11 protein-coding genes are annotated in these 15,154 nt (G+C 69.9%); 8 read left to right on the top strand and 3 right to left on the bottom strand.

The window, feature by feature from the left end; all coding sequences use genetic code 11:
* Positions 1 to 27 precede the first annotated feature (27 nt).
* From KME78_RS25130 to KME78_RS25120, 3 genes are read right to left on the bottom strand one after another with little or no spacing between them, the layout of a single operon-like run.
* A complete protein-coding gene (locus KME78_RS25130) occupies positions 28 to 3,087 on the bottom strand; it encodes an alpha-mannosidase (RefSeq protein ID WP_219531788.1) in 3,060 nt (1,019 codons plus the stop codon).
* Between the two features lie 8 nt (positions 3,088 to 3,095).
* Positions 3,096 to 4,436, bottom strand: a complete 1,341-nt coding sequence (locus KME78_RS25125) for a 6-phospho-beta-glucosidase (RefSeq protein WP_219531787.1) — start codon at positions 4,434 to 4,436, stop codon at positions 3,096 to 3,098.
* Complete coding sequence (locus KME78_RS25120; RefSeq protein WP_219531785.1) at positions 4,433 to 5,185, bottom strand: DeoR/GlpR family DNA-binding transcription regulator; 753 nt, start codon at positions 5,183 to 5,185, stop codon at positions 4,433 to 4,435. Before KME78_RS25120 ends, KME78_RS25125 begins: the two co-directional genes overlap by 4 nt.
* Positions 5,186 to 5,327: 142 nt before the next feature.
* Between KME78_RS25120 and KME78_RS25115 the strand changes: the two genes are divergently transcribed.
* The 8 genes from KME78_RS25115 (at position 5,328) to KME78_RS25080 (ending at position 14,848) form a co-directional block, all read left to right on the top strand.
* Entirely contained in the window at positions 5,328 to 6,308 is a 981-nt protein-coding gene (locus KME78_RS25115; protein ID WP_219531784.1) for a carbohydrate kinase family protein, read from the top strand.
* A gap of 2 nt (positions 6,309 to 6,310) precedes the next feature.
* Positions 6,311 to 7,600 carry an ABC transporter substrate-binding protein gene (locus tag KME78_RS25110; RefSeq protein ID WP_219531782.1) on the top strand — a complete coding sequence of 430 codons (1,290 nt, stop codon included), beginning with the start codon at positions 6,311 to 6,313 and terminating at the stop codon, positions 7,598 to 7,600.
* A 16-nt stretch (positions 7,601 to 7,616) separates the two neighbouring features.
* Positions 7,617 to 8,618: a carbohydrate ABC transporter permease gene (locus KME78_RS25105; protein WP_219531781.1), complete on the top strand. Its 1,002-nt coding sequence runs from the start codon at positions 7,617 to 7,619 to the stop codon at positions 8,616 to 8,618.
* The gene (locus KME78_RS25100; protein WP_219531780.1) at positions 8,618 to 9,445 is read left to right on the top strand and encodes a carbohydrate ABC transporter permease; all 828 of its coding nucleotides are present in this window, start codon (positions 8,618 to 8,620) and stop codon (positions 9,443 to 9,445) included. Before KME78_RS25105 ends, KME78_RS25100 begins: the two co-directional genes overlap by 1 nt.
* Positions 9,438 to 12,479, top strand: coding sequence for a glycoside hydrolase family 2 TIM barrel-domain containing protein (locus KME78_RS25095; RefSeq protein ID WP_219531779.1), 3,042 nt, complete (start codon positions 9,438 to 9,440; stop codon positions 12,477 to 12,479). Before KME78_RS25100 ends, KME78_RS25095 begins: the two co-directional genes overlap by 8 nt.
* Positions 12,476 to 13,819: an alpha-L-fucosidase gene (locus KME78_RS25090; protein ID WP_219531778.1), complete on the top strand. Its 1,344-nt coding sequence runs from the start codon at positions 12,476 to 12,478 to the stop codon at positions 13,817 to 13,819. Before KME78_RS25095 ends, KME78_RS25090 begins: the two co-directional genes overlap by 4 nt.
* A gap of 400 nt (positions 13,820 to 14,219) precedes the next feature.
* On the top strand, positions 14,220 to 14,573 hold the full coding sequence (locus KME78_RS25085; protein ID WP_219531776.1) for a TetR/AcrR family transcriptional regulator: 354 nt from the start codon (positions 14,220 to 14,222) through the stop codon (positions 14,571 to 14,573).
* Complete coding sequence (locus KME78_RS25080; protein ID WP_219531774.1) at positions 14,570 to 14,848, top strand: SbtR family transcriptional regulator; 279 nt, start codon at positions 14,570 to 14,572, stop codon at positions 14,846 to 14,848. The genes KME78_RS25085 and KME78_RS25080 overlap by 4 nt, the downstream gene beginning before the upstream one ends.
* Positions 14,849 to 15,154 lie beyond the last annotated feature (306 nt).

The raw sequence follows: 15,154 nt of genomic DNA, 5'->3' as shown, positions 1-15,154 counted from the left end.
CGCGGGAGGGGACGGCTCGCTGGACGGTCACCGGGACAGCCGCAGCGTGAGCACCTGGAACGGCCGTAGGGAGATCGGAACGGCGCCGTCGGCCTCTACGGCGACCGGCTGTCCGGGCAGGGGACGTTCCAGCAGGTCGGTGATCGTCACACCGGTGACCGGGAAGGAAGCGCGCAGCCGGGTGGTGGCCCGGCCGCCGAGCGCCTCGTAGACCCGGACGATGACATCACCGGACCGGTCGTCGGCGAGCTTGACCGCCTCGACGCAGGCGGCGGTGCCGTCGAGCGTCACCAGCGGTGGCGGCGGCGTGACCGCGCCGCCGCTCGTCACGCGGAGCGGGAGGTTCAGCGCGTAGCCGGCCGCCACGGCGTCGCCGATCGCGGCGCCGGGGACCAGCGCGTAGGTCATCTCATGGCGGCCCTGGTCGGCTTCCGGATCGGGGCAGCGCGGCGCCCGGACCAGGCTCAGCCGCGCCGTGGTCGTGGTGCCGCCATCGGCCCGCGTGGTGCGCGTCACGTCGTGGCCGTAGGTGGCGTCGTTCGCCAGCGCGACGCCGTACCCCGGCTCCCCGAGATGGATCCAGCGGTGGCAGGAGATCTCGAACCGGGCCGCGTCCCAGCTGGTGTTGGTGTGCGTGGGCCGGAAGACATGGCCGAACTGGATCTCGGCGGCCGTGCGGTCGGCATGGACGTCGAACGGGAAGGCGACCTTGAGGATCTTCTCCCGCTCGTGCCAGTCGATCTCGGTGGTGATCTCCAGCCGGGAACTGCCGGCCGTGAGGCGGATCGTCTGGGCGATCCTGGACGCCCCGAAGGATCGTTCGACGCGTACCGCGCCGATGAGCGGGCCCGAGTCGACGATGGTGATCGCGTCGACCTCGGTGAGGTCGACGCGCTGACGGCGATAGTGCGCGTCGATGTCCCAGGCATCCCACTCGTTGGGCAGGTCGGTGTGCAACTGCAGCAGATTGCCCCGGGTGCCGGCGGCGAGGAGTTCCCGGCCGGTGACCAGGTCGAGGACCGATGAGAACAGACCGGCCGCGTCGAACTCGACGCGGATCAGGCCGTTGTCGAGCACTGTCTCGGTCCCGTTGGTGGTGGCGGTGACGGGAGGGGGAGCCGAGGACGGTGCCGCGCTGAGGCGGACCGCACCCGATGCCGGGACCTCGACGAAGACGGCCGAGCCGTCGGGGGCGGTCACCACTTCGGCGCGCGGCCGTGGCGCGGCGTTGCAGACCCAGGTCGCCTCGCCGTCGCCGGCCATGGCGGAGACGGCCGCGGTGATGATCTCCTCAAGGTCCGTGCGTACGCGGGCGTAGGTGGCCTCGGCCTCACGATGGACCCAGGCGATCGAGCTGCCCGGCAGGATGTCGTGGAACTGGTGCAGCAGCACCGTCTTCCACAGCCGGTCCAGTTCCGCGTACGGGTATGGGAACTCCGCGTGCACCGCGGCGGTCGCCGCCCACAGCTCGGCCTCGCGCAGCAGATGCTCGCTGCGCCGGTTGCCGGCCTTGGTCCTGGCCTGGCTGGTGTAGGTGGCGCGGTGCAGCTCCAGGTAGAGCTCACCGGACCAGACGGCCGCGTCCCCCAGCTCCGCACGGGCGGCGGCGAAGAACTCGTCCGGGCTCTGGATCACGACGGCCGGGGAGCCCTCCAGGTCGCGCAGCCGCCGTGCCTTCTCGAGCATCTCCCGGGTGGGACCGCCGCCCCCGTCGCCGTGCCCGAAGGGCAGCAGCGAGCGGGTGCCCGCGCCCTTTTCCGCATAGTTGCGTACGGCGTGCGCGAGCTCGGCGCCCTCGAACGTGCCGTTGTAGGTGTCGGCCGACGGGAAGTGGGTGAAGATGCGGGTGCCGTCGATGCCCTCCCACCAGAAGGTGTGGTGCGGGAACTTGTTGGTCTGGTTCCAGGAGATCTTCTGGGTGAGGAACCAGTCCATCCCGGCGAGGCGGGCGATCTGCGGGTAGGCCGCGGTGTAACCGAAGGAGTCGGGTAGCCACACGCCGCGGCATTCCACCCCGAACTCCTCCATGAAGAACCGCTTGCCGTGCACGAGCTGCCGGGCCAGGGCCTCCCCGCCCGGCAGGTTGCCGTCGGCCTCCACCCACATGCCGCCGACCGGCACCCACTGCCCTGCCTTGATCGCCTCGCGCATGCGCTCGAAGATCTCCGGGTGGCGCTCCTTGACCCACGCGTACTGCTGGGCCTGCGGCCCGGCGAAGACGAACTCCGGATAGTCCTTCGCCAGGGCGGTGACGTTGGCGAAGGTGCGCGAGGTCTTGCGCTTGGTCTCCCGGATCGGCCAGAGCCAGGCGCTGTCGATGTGCGCGTGGCCGACCGCCGAGATGGTGTGGGCGCTGGCATGGGCGGGCGAGGACAGCACGGCGGCCAGGCGGGAGCGGGCGGCCCCCGCCGTGCCGGCCACGTCGTGGAGGTCGAGGGCGTCCATGCTCCGTTCCAGGGCGCGGAGGATCTCGTGCCGCCGGGGATCGCCGATCGGCAGCTCGGCCATCAGTTCGCGCAGCACCTCGAGGTCCAGCCGCAGGTGCCAGACCTCCTCGTCGAGGACGGCGAGCTCGGCGCGGGCGAGGCGGTAGAGCGGCTCGTCGCCGGCCGTGGCCTTGTCGCCCAGGGGGGTCGGCAGGAAGCCGTTCGCGAGGATGTCGGGGTTGGCGGCCATCTCGAGCAGCAGCCCCACCTGGTCCCCGGCGATCGGGACGTACTGGTTACGCGGTTCGATGCCCTTGATCGGCCGGCCGGCCAGGTCGTACACGAGCGCCTCGGCCTGGTTGCCCGGCCAGTCGCCAACGAAGCCCAGGTCGAAGACGGCCTCCACCCGTCGTCCCGCCCACCGCGCCGGGACGGAACCGGTGGCCCGCAGCCAGGTCGTCGACCAGGGCCGCCCCCAGCGTGTGCCCACCTCGAACGGCTCGTAGCGGGCGGCCAGCGCCTGCTCGACGGGCACCGGCTCGTCGGGGACGTGCCAGGCGGCCAGCTCCAGCGGGCTGGTTTCGGCGTACAGGGCGGGTGTGACGCGTTCCCGGAGCACCCGGTCGATCCGCTCTTCGACGAGTTTCCTGTCGTCGTGCATCGGGGACGTCAGCTCCTTCCACGGAGGTAGTCGAGCTGGGGGTGCTCGCGCTGGTATCGGTCGAGGAGGCGGTCGGCCACCGCGACGGAGTCGACCAGCGGGTGGATGGCGAAGGCGCGTAGCGCCGCCGCCCGGGAGCCTGTGGCGGCCGCCTCGATGACCGCCTGCTCCACCGCCTTGACGGCGGACACCAGGCCGAGCGCGTGGCCGGGGAGCGGATCGACCGAGAGGGGGCGGGCGCCGTTGGCGTCCACGAAGCAGGGCACCTCGACCACCGCGTCCGGATCGAGGACGCCGATCGCGCCGCGGCCGCGGATGTTGAGGATGAGCGTGGTCCGTTCGTCCAGCGCGATCGCGCGCATGAGGGCCAGGGCGACCTGCTCGTAGCCGCCGGACTCAAGGTCGCCGGGCGCCCGCTCGCCCACACCCGAGGCCTCGCGGGCCTCCGCCATGTAGGTGACCTCCCGCTCCAGCCGGACGCTCTCCCACGCGGTCAGCGCCGGGCCGCCGGTGTCCGCGTAGAACCGCCGCTGCTGCTCGATGAGCACGGAGCCGCGGGTCTGCCGGGCGGCGCGCGCGGCGGCCACCGCCTCCCTGGTGAAGTAGTAGTAATGCAGGTATTCGTTGGGGATGCAGCCGAGGGCCCGCAGCCACCGGGCGCCGAAGAGCTTGCCCTCCTCGAAGGAGCCCAGCGCGTCGTCATCGCGCAGGAGGCCGGGGAGCAGGTCGCGGCCCTCGACGCGGAGGCCGCGCAGCCAGCCGAGATGATTGAGCCCGGCGTAGTCGAGCCACACCGTCGCGGGGTCCACGCCGAGCGCCCAGGCCGCCCGCCGACCCAGCGAGATCGGCGAGTCGCAGATGCCGATGACCCGGTCGCCGAGGTAGTGGGACATCGCCTCGGTGACCATGCCCGCCGGGTTGGTGAAGTTGATGACCCATGCCTCGGGGGCCACCTCGGCGATGCGCTTCGCGAGTTCGCGGGCGACGGGGACCGTGCGCAGGCCGTACGCGATGCCGCCGGCGCCGACGGTCTCCTGGCCGGGTACGCCCTCGTCGAGGGCCACCCGCTCGTCGATGGCCCGGCCTTCGAGACCGCCGATCCGGATGGCGGAGAAGACGAAGTCGGCCCCTGTGACGGCTTCGGTCAGGTCGGTGGTGGCGTGCACTTCGGGCGCGTCGGGCACGCCCTCCGCCAGCTCGGACAGCACCCGCCGGATCGCCGCTGTCCGGGAGGCGTCGAGATCGTGGAGGGTCACGTGGGTGACCCGGCCCTTGCCGCGGTCGGCGAGCAGGGCGCGGTAGACGAGCGGGACGCGGAACCCGCCGCCCCCGAGAATGGTCAGCCTCATACTGTGATCACCTTGACTCCCGCCTCCCGCATGGCGGTGAGCGTTTCCTGGTCACCTGGGGCGTTGGTGACGATGACATCGAGATCTTCCGGGCCGCAGACCCGGGCCATCCCGGTGCCGGGGAACTTTCCGACGTCCGCCACCAGGATCACCTGGTCGCTCGCCGCGATCATGGCACGCTTGACCGGCACCTCCACCACGGTGGTGTCCATGACGTGCCCGCCGGGACGCACCCCGCTGGTGCCGAGGAAGAGCCGGTCGGCCTTGATCTGGCGGAGGTTGTCCTCGGTCAGGAAGCCCACCAGCGACCGGTAGTCGCGACGGACCATGCCGCCCAGCATGATGAGCTGGATGTCCTCCTCGTCCTGAAGCTCCTCGAAGACGGCGAGGCTGCTGGTGACGACCGTGAGGGATCGGCCGCGCAGGTGGGTGGCGACGCGGTGCGCGGTCGTGCCGATGTCGAGTAACACGGTCTCGTCGTCTTTGACCATCTCTGCGCACCTTTGCGCGATCTTGTCTTTCTCCGCTCCGCGTACCGCCGCCACGTCGACGAACGGATCGTCTCGCTCGTCGATCGGCATGGCGCCGCCGTACACCCGCCGGAGCAGGCCGTCGTCGTGCAGCTGGACGAGGTCCCGGCGGATCGTCGCGGGACTGGCGGCGAGGCGCTCGGCCAGCGCCTCGACAGTGGCGGTGCCCTCTGAGCGAAGGATGTGCACGATCAGTTCGTGGCGTCGGTCCCGGAGCATGACACGGACAGTAGCGCGCAAACTCGATCATCACCAGAGGAAATTGGAAAATTTTCGAGCGAACTCTTGCATAGTCGCTCACCGAGGGTGCACGATCCTGCCTAATTCGAAAGGTGCTAATGCGCCGGAAGTAGGCGAAGTAATGCCAGACCACGCGCACCAACCACAGCTCGATGTCTTCGTGTCCGGCCTGCTCTTCTTCGACCTGGCCTTCGCCGGTCTGGAGCAGGGGCCCAAGCCGGGAACGGAGATCTGGACCACCGAAATGGCCTCGGGGCCCGGCGGGATCGCGAACTTCGCGTTCACGCTGGCCAGGCTCGGCCTGCGGACCGGTGTCGCGGCGGCCTTCGGCGACGATCCCTTCGGCCGGTACTGCTGGACGGCGCTCGGCGAAGAGGAGGGCGTGGACCTCAGCCGGTCGCGGCTGCTGCCCGGCTGGCCCACCCCGACCACCGCCTCCCTGGCCTACGAAGGCGACCGCGCGCTGGTGACCCACGGCTTCCCCCCGCCCATGGGGCCCGACGAGATGATCGGTGATCCGCCGGCGGCCCGGGCGGCGATCGTCCACCTGGGCCCGCAGCCCGTCGCGTGGCCGGCGAAGACCGGTGGTCTGGTCTTCGCCGACGTGGGGTGGGATCCCACGGAGGAGTGGTCGTCGGCGATGCTCGAGCAGCTCGCCTGGTGCCACGCCTTCATGCCCAACGCCTACGAGGCCATGAGCTACACCAGAACGGACACCCCCGCGGCGGCGCTGTCCAGGTTGGGGGACCTGGTGCCGCTCGCGGTCGTCACCCGCGGCGGCGACGGCGTCCTCGCCGTCGACGCGACCACCGGTGAGGCGGCGGACATCCCCGCGCTGCCGGTGGACGTCCGCGACCCCACCGGCGCGGGAGACGTCTTCGGCGCCGGCCTCGTCGCGGCGACCCTGGCCGGCTGGCCGCTCGCCGAACGGATCCGGTTCGCCAACCTCGTCGCGGCCTTGTCCGTACGGCGGGTGGGCGGCGCACCCTCCGCGCCCCGCTGGGCCGACGTGGCCGGCTGGTTGCGCAACCTCACCGACCAGCGGCTGCGCCGCGACTACGGCTTCATCCTCGATGTCATCCCCCATAACCCGGAGGGTTAGAAATGGAACTTTCGCGCAGAGGGCTGATTCGTGCCGGGCTGCTCTCCCTCGCGGCGGCAGGCGCCGGGAGCACGGCCGCCTGTGGCGGCTCAGGGAGCGGCGCCGCGAGCGGTGGCACCGCCGCGGAACTGACCCTCTGGTACTGGGGCGGCGGCCTGAGCGACAAGGTCGTGGCCGACGCCGTCAAACAGTTCGCCCAGACCAAGATCAAGCCGTCGGTGATCGGCGGCGACTTCAAGCAGAAGTTGATCGCCACGATGAACGGCCGCAAGTTCGTGCCCGACATCACCGGGATCAAGGGCGAGAACATCGCCTCCCTGCTGGCCGAGCCCGACCGGTTCATCGACCTCAACAGCCTCGGCGCCGGCAAGCTGGCCTCACAGTACGTCGAGTGGAAGTGGAAGCAGGGCTCCACCACCGACGGCAAGCTGATCGGCTTTCCGATCGACATCGGACCCACCGCACTGTTCTATCGCCACGACATCTTCGACAAGGCCGGCCTGCCCGCGGACCCCGCCGAGGTCGGCTCGTCCATGTCCACCTGGGAGGCGTTCTTCGAGGCCGGGGTGAAGCTGAAGAAGGCCAACCCGGACGCGTTCATCATCGACTCGGCCGAGGGGCTGTTCGACAAGATGCTCGGCCAGGGGACCAAGCGCTTCATCGACGAGAGCAACAAGTTCATCGGCGACCAGGACCACATCCGCCAGGTCTGGGACATGACGGTCAAGGCCAATGAGATGGGCATCGTCGCCCCCAAATACGACGGTCCGGACTGGAACGCCGCCGCCGCGCAGGGCAAGGTGGCCGGGACCGTCGGCGCCGCCTGGTTCGCGCTGGACCTCAAGAGCGGCGTGGAGGCGACGTCGGGCAAATGGCGGGTGGCCCCCATGCCGGGAGGACCGGCGAACATCGGCGGGTCGTTCCTGGCGCTGACCAAGGACTGCCGGGATCCCAAGCTGGCGTTCCAGATCGTCACCTGGCTGCTCAACGCGGAGAACCAGGCCCGCGGCTTCACCGACGCGGCGTTGTTCCCCTCCACACCCGCCTCCTATGACATGCCCGCGCTGACCGGCGGGGACCCGTTCTTCGGGGGCCAGAAGACGATCGAGGTGTTCGGGCCGGCCGCGAAGAAGATCCCGATCCAGTACGAGGCGCCCGCTGACGCGGCCGTGGCCCAGCCCTTCAAGGACGAGATCGTCAACATCTGGACCAAGAACAAGGACTCCACCACCGCGTGGAACGACGCGGTGAGCGCGGCCAAACAGATCGCCGGGCGGCAGGGCGTGAGCTGAGAGGACGGTGTCCCCCATGTCCGCCCGCACATCCGCGCCGGCGTCCGCCGGCCTGCCGGACCCCGCCGCGGCCGCGTCCGGCCGCGGCGGCCCCGCCCATGCCCGGCGGACCCGGCCGAAGGGGTCATTGGGCAGGTACTGGCCGCAGTACCTGTCCATCTCGCCGTTCTTCTTGCTCTTCGCGGTGTTCATGCTGGTGCCGGTGCTGTTCTCGTTCTATCTGGCGTTCCAGAAGTGGAACGGTCTGGGCGAGATGAAGTTCGTCGGCCTGCAGAACTTCGAGTCGCTGATGCAGGACCAGACGTTCTGGCTATCGCTGAAGAACACGTTCCTGATCTGGTTCATGTCCACGATCCCGACGCTGTTCCTGGCCCTCCTCGTGGCGAACATGCTCAACTCGGCCGTCCGGCTGAGCGGGTTCTACCGGATCGCCTACTTCGTGCCGAACGTCACCTCCGTCGTGGCGGTCACGATCTTCTTCGGCTCGGTGTTCAGCACGAACTTCGGCCTGATCAACGCCATCCTGCAGTGGTTGTCGGCCTCGCCGGTCCCGTGGCTGGTCAACGAGTGGACGATCAAGATGGTGATCGCCGCGATCAGTTGCTGGCAGTGGACCGGCTACAACGCGATCATCTACCTCGCCGGTCTGCAGGCCGTGCCCAGTGAGTTGTACGAGGCCGCCAGGATCGACGGCGCGGGCCCCGTGCAGCTCTTCTTCCGCATCACGGTCCCCATGCTGCGGCCGATCATCCTGTTCACGGTGGTCGTCTCGACGATCAACGGCATGCAGACCTTCACCGAGCCGCAGGTGCTGTTCGGCATCAACTCGGCCACCAACGCCAGCTCGGGCGGGCCGGGCGGCGCCGGGCTCACCGCGATCCTGTACTTCTACCGCGAGGCGTTCAACGACAACGACTACGGCTACGGCGCCGCGATCGCGTGGGCCGTGTTCGTGGTCATCCTGCTGTTCACCGCGATCAACTGGCGCCTCGTGCAGCGCCGGGAACGGGGCCTGTGATGACCGCGACGCGCCTCAGGGGCGCCGCCCTGCACCTCTGCCTGGTCGTGGGGGCGCTCATCTCGCTGTTCCCGTTCTATTGGACCGCCGTCATGGCGACCAACACCACCAAGGACATGTACCGGATGCCGCCGAAGGTGACCTTCGGCCCGGCCCTGTTCGAGAACATCGGGCGGCTGCTCGGCTCCATCGACTTCTTCGGCTCGATGCTGAACACGTTGATCGTCGCGTGCTGCACGACGGCTCTGGTCCTGTTCTTCGACTCCCTCGCCGCCTTCGCCTTCGCCAAGTACCACTTTCCCGGGCGGCGGATCCTGTTCGGCCTGCTCCTGCTCACGTACATGCTGCCGATGCAGCTCGCCCTGATCCCGCAATTCGTGATCATGGTGGAGCTGGGCTGGGTGGGCACGCTGAACGCGTTGATCATCCCGGCCGCCGCGAACGCGTTCGGCATCTTCTGGATGCGCCAGTACATCACGGGGGCGGTGCCCGACGAGGTGCTCGCCGCGGCGCGCATCGACGGCTGCGGCTTCTTCCGGCAGTACTGGCACGTGGCCCTGCCGGCCATCCGTCCCGGCCTGGCCTTCCTCGGCATCACCACGTTCATCAGCGCCTGGAACGACTACACCTGGCCGCTCATCGTCCTGGTCGACCCGTCGAACCTCACCCTGCAGGTCGCGCTCTCCCAGCTGAACACCGTGCACGCCCTGGACTACAGCCTGGTCCTCACGGGAGCGCTGCTCGGCGTGGTGCCGCTCGCGGTGATGTTCGTCCTGTTCGCCCGAGGCTTCATCCGCGACGCCATGAAAGGCGCGCTGCGTGGGTGATCTCGATGCCGGACCGGCCCGCCCGTGGTCGGCGCCTGAGCTCACGGGCCTGCGGCGGCTGCCCGCCCACGCGGTCCCGCGGACGGGGACGTCGCTGAACGGCCGGTGGCGGTTCCAGCTGCTGCCGTGCCCCGAGGCACCCTTGTCGGCCGATTGGACGTCGATCGAGGTGCCGTCCTGCTGGACCATGTGCGACTACGACGACCTTCACGGTGTCAGAGATCTGCCGCAGTACACCAACGTCACCATGCCCTGGCCCGATCTGCCGCCGACACCTCCGGCCGCCAACCCGACCGGCGTCTACGAACGTACGGTGGAGGTGCCCGCCGAATGGGCCGGGCGGCGGATCGTGCTGCACGTCGGCGCGGCGGAGAGCGTGCTCATCGCCCAGGTGAACGGCGTTCAGGTGGGAATCGGCAAGGACTCCCACCTCGCCGCGGAGTTCGACGTCACAGGAGTCGTACGACCTGGCGAGGTCGACACCCTGCGGCTCACGGTCGTCAAATGGTCCGACGCCAGCTTCATCGAGGACCAGGACCAGTGGTGGCACGGCGGCATCACCCGCTCGGTGTTCCTCTACTCGACCGACCCCCTCTATCTCGCCGACGTGCGCGTCACCGCCCGTTCCGACGGCGAGCTGTCGGTGGAGGCGACGGCGCGCTCGGCGGCCGGGCCGCTGCCCGAAGGCTGGTGGGCCGCCGCGTCGCTGACAGGTCCCGTTCGGCCCGCGGGCCCTTGTAATGCCGAGCGCGTGTACCTGCGGGTGGACGAGGAGTTCGCCGCGCTGCTCGCCGAGCGTGAGCAGGACTCTCCGTGGCTGGGGCGGACCCGGCTGCGTGCCTGCTTGCCGGGCGTCCAGCCCTGGTCGGCCGAGACCCCCGTGCTGTACGGCCTCACCGTGCGCCTGCACCGTCCCGACGGGACCGTCGCGGACGAGACCCGCCTGCGCGTCGGCTTCCGGAACGTCGAGATCGCCGGCCGGGACCTGCTGGTCAACGGCGCGCGGGTCCTCCTGCGGGGCGTCAACCGGCACGACTTCCACCCCGTCACCGGGCGCGTGGTGTCCGTCGAGGACATGCGGGCCGATCTGGTGACCATGAAGCGTTTCGGCTTCAACGCGGTGCGCACCTCGCACTACCCGAACGATCCGGCGCTGCTCGATCTGGCCGACGAGCTCGGTCTGTACGTCGTGGACGAGGCCGACATCGAAAGCCACGCCCACGCCGTCGAGCTCGCCGGCGATCCGGCCTATCTGCCCGCCTTCCTCGACCGGGTGTCCCGGATGGCCCTGCGGGACGGCAACCACCCGAGCGTCATCATCTGGTCGCTCGGCAACGAGAGCGACTATGGGGCCAACCACACCGCCGCGGCCGGATGGTTGCGCCACCATGACCCGACGCGGCCCGTGCAGTACGAAGGCGCGATCAAGTACGACTTCACCGCCGGCGCGGCGGCCAGCGACATCGTCTGCCCCATGTACGCCTCCATCGAGGAGATCGTCGGCCACGCCCGGTCCGGCCGGCAGACCCGGCCGCTCATCCTGTGCGAGTACTCCCACGCGATGGGCAACAGCAATGGCTCCCTCGCCGACTACTGGACGGCGATCGAGACGACGCCCGGCCTGCAGGGTGGTTTCATCTGGGAGTTCTGGGACCACGGCCTGTCGCAGCGGCTGTCGGACGGCCGCCCAGGCGTCGAACCCGATGCCGGTGGAGGCGCCGAGGGCGTCGCCCCGCCCGGCCATCGCTGGGCGTACGGGGGAGATTTCGGCGACGTGCCCAACGACGGCGGCTTCTGCGCCGACGGTGTGGTCTTCCCCGACCGCACGCCCAAGCCGGTGATGTACGAGCACCGGGAACTGGCCACGCCGATCCGGTTGACGCTGGCCGGCGACGGCCTCGTGCGCGTGCGCAATCAGCAGCACTTCCGCGACCTGTCCTGGCTCGTGGGCGAATGGAAACTGGTGACGGACGCACCCGACCGGCCAGGGAATGACCTGACGTGGGCCGCCGACCTGCCGGCGATCCCACCGGGCGCGTCCGCGACCGTCGAGTTGCCCGCCCAGCTGATGGCCGCGCTGCCCGCCCGGGGCGAAGCCTGGCTCACGCTCGTGGCGACCACCCGCGATGACGAGCTCTGGGCAGGCGCGGGAAGCGTCGTCTGTATGCCCCAGATCCGCCTGCGGGCGGAGGATCGTGACCTGCCGACCAGGGCGGGGACGGTCCACGCCCGCGACAGCGGTGTTCCCTGGCGGGTCGAGGTCGATCGCGACGGGCTGATCGCGCATCCGCTGCTCGCCAGCCCTCCGGTGCTCAGCCTCTGGCGCGCGCCGACCGACAACGACCGCCTCGGCGGGCACGCCGCCCGCTGGGCGGCGCAGGGACTGCCCGAGCTGTCCCGCTCCCTGGTCGAGGTCGTACGGCAGGGCGGCCAGATCACCGTTCGTGCTGATTACCGGACCGGTGCCGGGATCGTCGTCCCGCACGAGCAGGTCCTGGTCCCGCTACGCGACGGCCTGCTCATCCATGAGCTCGCCGTCCTGCCGGACGATCTCGACGACGTGGCCCGCGTGGGCGTCGTCTGGGAGACGGTGGCCGGGTTCGACGAGGTCGAGTGGTTCGGACAGGGCCCGTGGGAGAGCTACCCCGATCGGTGCGCCGGAGCGCCGGTCGGCGGCTACCGGGCCCGCGTCGACGACCTCTTCACGCCATACCTTCGGCCGCAGGAGAGCGGTGGCCGGCACGCCGTACGCCGGTTCGAGCTGAGAGGGAGCGGGCGGGGCATCGCGGTCCACCTTGACGAGCCGCGGCAGGTCGGCATCACCCGCTTCCGGACGTCCGACCTCGCCGCGGCCGCCCACCATGACGAGCTCGTCAGGCGCGAGCGGTGCGTGGTGCACATCGACGCCGCACACCGCGGCCTGGGCACCGCCTCCTGCGGCCCCGACACGTCGCCGCAGTACCGCATCGGGGCCGGGGCCCACCGATGGTCCTGGTTCCTGTCCTGGGCTGATGAAGAAAGGGGTGCGCCATGACCGTTCCCGGCTGGTTCTCTGAGGCCAAGTTCGGTGTGTTCATCCACTGGGGCCCGTATTCGGTCCCGGCGTGGGCCGAGCCCACCGGTGAGCTGGGGGCCGTGGACCCGGAGATGTGGTTCGCCCACAACCCGTACGCCGAGTGGTACTGGAACACCAGCCAGATCGAGGGCAGCCCCGCCTATGAGCACCACCGCACCGTCCACGGCGGCCGCCCCTATGACGACTTCCTTGACGCGTGGCAGGCCGAGTCCTTCGACCCCGCGGACTGGATCGAGCTGTTCGCCCGCGCCGGAGCCCGCTACGTCGTGGCGACCACCAAGCATCACGACGGCGTGGCCTTGTGGGACGCTCCCGGCACCGGCACCCGCAACACGGTCCACCGCGGCCCGCACCGTGACCTGATCGCCGATCTCGCCACCGCCGTCCGGGCCCGGGGACTGCGTTTCGGCGCGTACTACTCCGGCGGCCTCGACTGGTACGCCGGACGCCGGGCCGTCATCCGGCACGAGGATCTGATCGACGACTACGGCCGTCCCCACGAGGCCGCCTACGCCGCGTACGCGCTGCGTCAGGTGCGCGACCTGATCGACCGCTACCGGCCCGACGTGCTGTGGAACGACATCGGCTGGCCCGACGCGGGCATGGCCGACCTGCCGGACCTGTTCGCCCACTATTACGCCACCGTCCCGGAGGGCGTGGTCAACGACCGCTGGGACGGTGCCCACGCCGACTACCTGACCAGCGAATACCAGGCGAACCGCCAGAACGAGGCGGCCGCCCACTGGGAGAACTGCCGGGGCATCGGCCTGTCCTTCGGCTTCAACCGCAACGAGGGCCCGGAGCACCTGCTGGACCCGGCGGCCGCCGTCCGCCTGCTGGTGGACGTCGTCTCTCGCGGCGGCAACCTGCTGCTCAACGTCGGCCCGAAAGCCGATGGCACCCTGCCCGGCGAGCAGCGCGCCGTCCTGGAGGGCATCGCGTCGTGGACAGCCGCCCACGCCGGCGCCGTGTACGCGACCAGACCGCTGGATCCCGGTGCCGCCATGTCTCACGACGGAACCCCGTGGATCCGCTGGACCCGAGACGACGATCATGCTTACGCGTTCCTGGCCGACGTCCCGGACTCGGCCCGCGGCCAGGTCCTGCTGAAGACCGGCCCGGGAATGCTGGATCCCGCCACGGCGGTCCGCCTGGACGGCCGTCCGGTGCGGGCCGACGCCGTGCCGGACGGCATCGTGGTCACGTCCGCCGAACTCGGCGCACCGCTGCCCACGGTGGTCCGATTCGCCCTCACGACAAGCAGGTCCGTGGACGCCGGTCAATCGCACCGGGAATGATCGCAGCGAAACGCCCGGCGAGGGGGCTCCCCGCCGAGCGTCTTTTGGGTTGAGCGTTGAACTCAGTGGCGGCGGTGACGGCGCCGACGGCGCGCGAGTTCCGCACCAGAGCTGCCGCCGAAGATATCCGGAGGCATGGGCACCGGCTGGCGCGTCAGACCGAGATAGCGAAAGATAGACACAGTGTTCTCCGTGGAATTTCTGGTGTCAGCGGGGATACTGACCCCGCTCTCCACGGCTACAACCCATCGAATGCCCTGAGCCTGCCCCCTGAGATGGCTTCTGACCTGGATTTTCACCACCTGAGCCCATGCCGAGACTCAGGCCGGGTTCCCCTAGCCGGGCTTTACTCCAGGAATATGTCGTTTTGTCGTTCCGGCCGTCGTGAGGGAGCAGTCGAGTGACCACCGCTGATTCCCGTCCACTGCGCGCCGACGCCGCACGCAACTCCGAGAAGATCGTGCACGCGACCCGGCAGGTCTGGACCGAAGTCGGCCCTGACGCGTCGCTCGAAGAGATCGCGAACCGCGCCGGCGTGGGCATCGCCACGCTCTACCGCCACTTCCCCGACAAGGCGGTGCTGGTCCGCGCCGCCCTCGACCAGAGCTTCACCGAGGACATCGCTCCCGCCATCGAACAGGCCCTGGACGACGACGACCCCAGGCGAGGCATGGTCACCGTGCTCGATGCCGCGCTGTCCTGGCGGCCCGCGAATACAACACCCTGGCCGCCGCCAGGAACGCCGGCGCCATGACCGCCGAAACCAGCGCCCGCTTCTTCGAGTCACTGACCCTGCTGACCAACCGGGCACAGCAGGCCGGCCTCATCCGCGCCGATCTCGTTCCGGACGACATGCCCAGGATCATGGTCATGCTCGTGAGCCTGCTGTGGACCATGAACCCCAACAGCGACGGCCGGCAACGCTACCTCGCGCTCGTCGTGGACGCCCTGTCTCCTGACGTGGCCAGTCCACTGCCGGCCGCGGCCCCCGCGCTAGAGCTACGGCGTCCGGCCAACTGGCCCCTCTGACCACGCCCCGTTCGCGAAAGAGGCGGAAGGAGCTACAGTCCAGCGGACCGACCGCCGATCAAGCTATCGTCCCGGCGTCTCATATCGCCGGGTGCCGGCCGACGGTGTCGTCCCGCACTGACAACTGACGGGAGGCTGAGCGGCTACTACTATCGCCCATAGAAGAAGTGGGCGGCTATGCCCAGGGATGGGAACATCAGACTCTCCACCGAGCCATAGACGATCTATGCTGACTTGGGCCGGGGCGTTGTGACAGGCTTCGCGTATGGGTGATCCTTCGGATACCGTCCCACAGCTGGCTGAGCA

It is taken from the genome of Nonomuraea guangzhouensis, assembly GCF_019396345.1.
Taxonomy (GTDB): Bacteria; Actinomycetota; Actinomycetes; order Streptosporangiales; family Streptosporangiaceae; genus Nonomuraea; species Nonomuraea guangzhouensis.
This window is presented reverse-complemented; position numbering and strand designations above follow the sequence as displayed.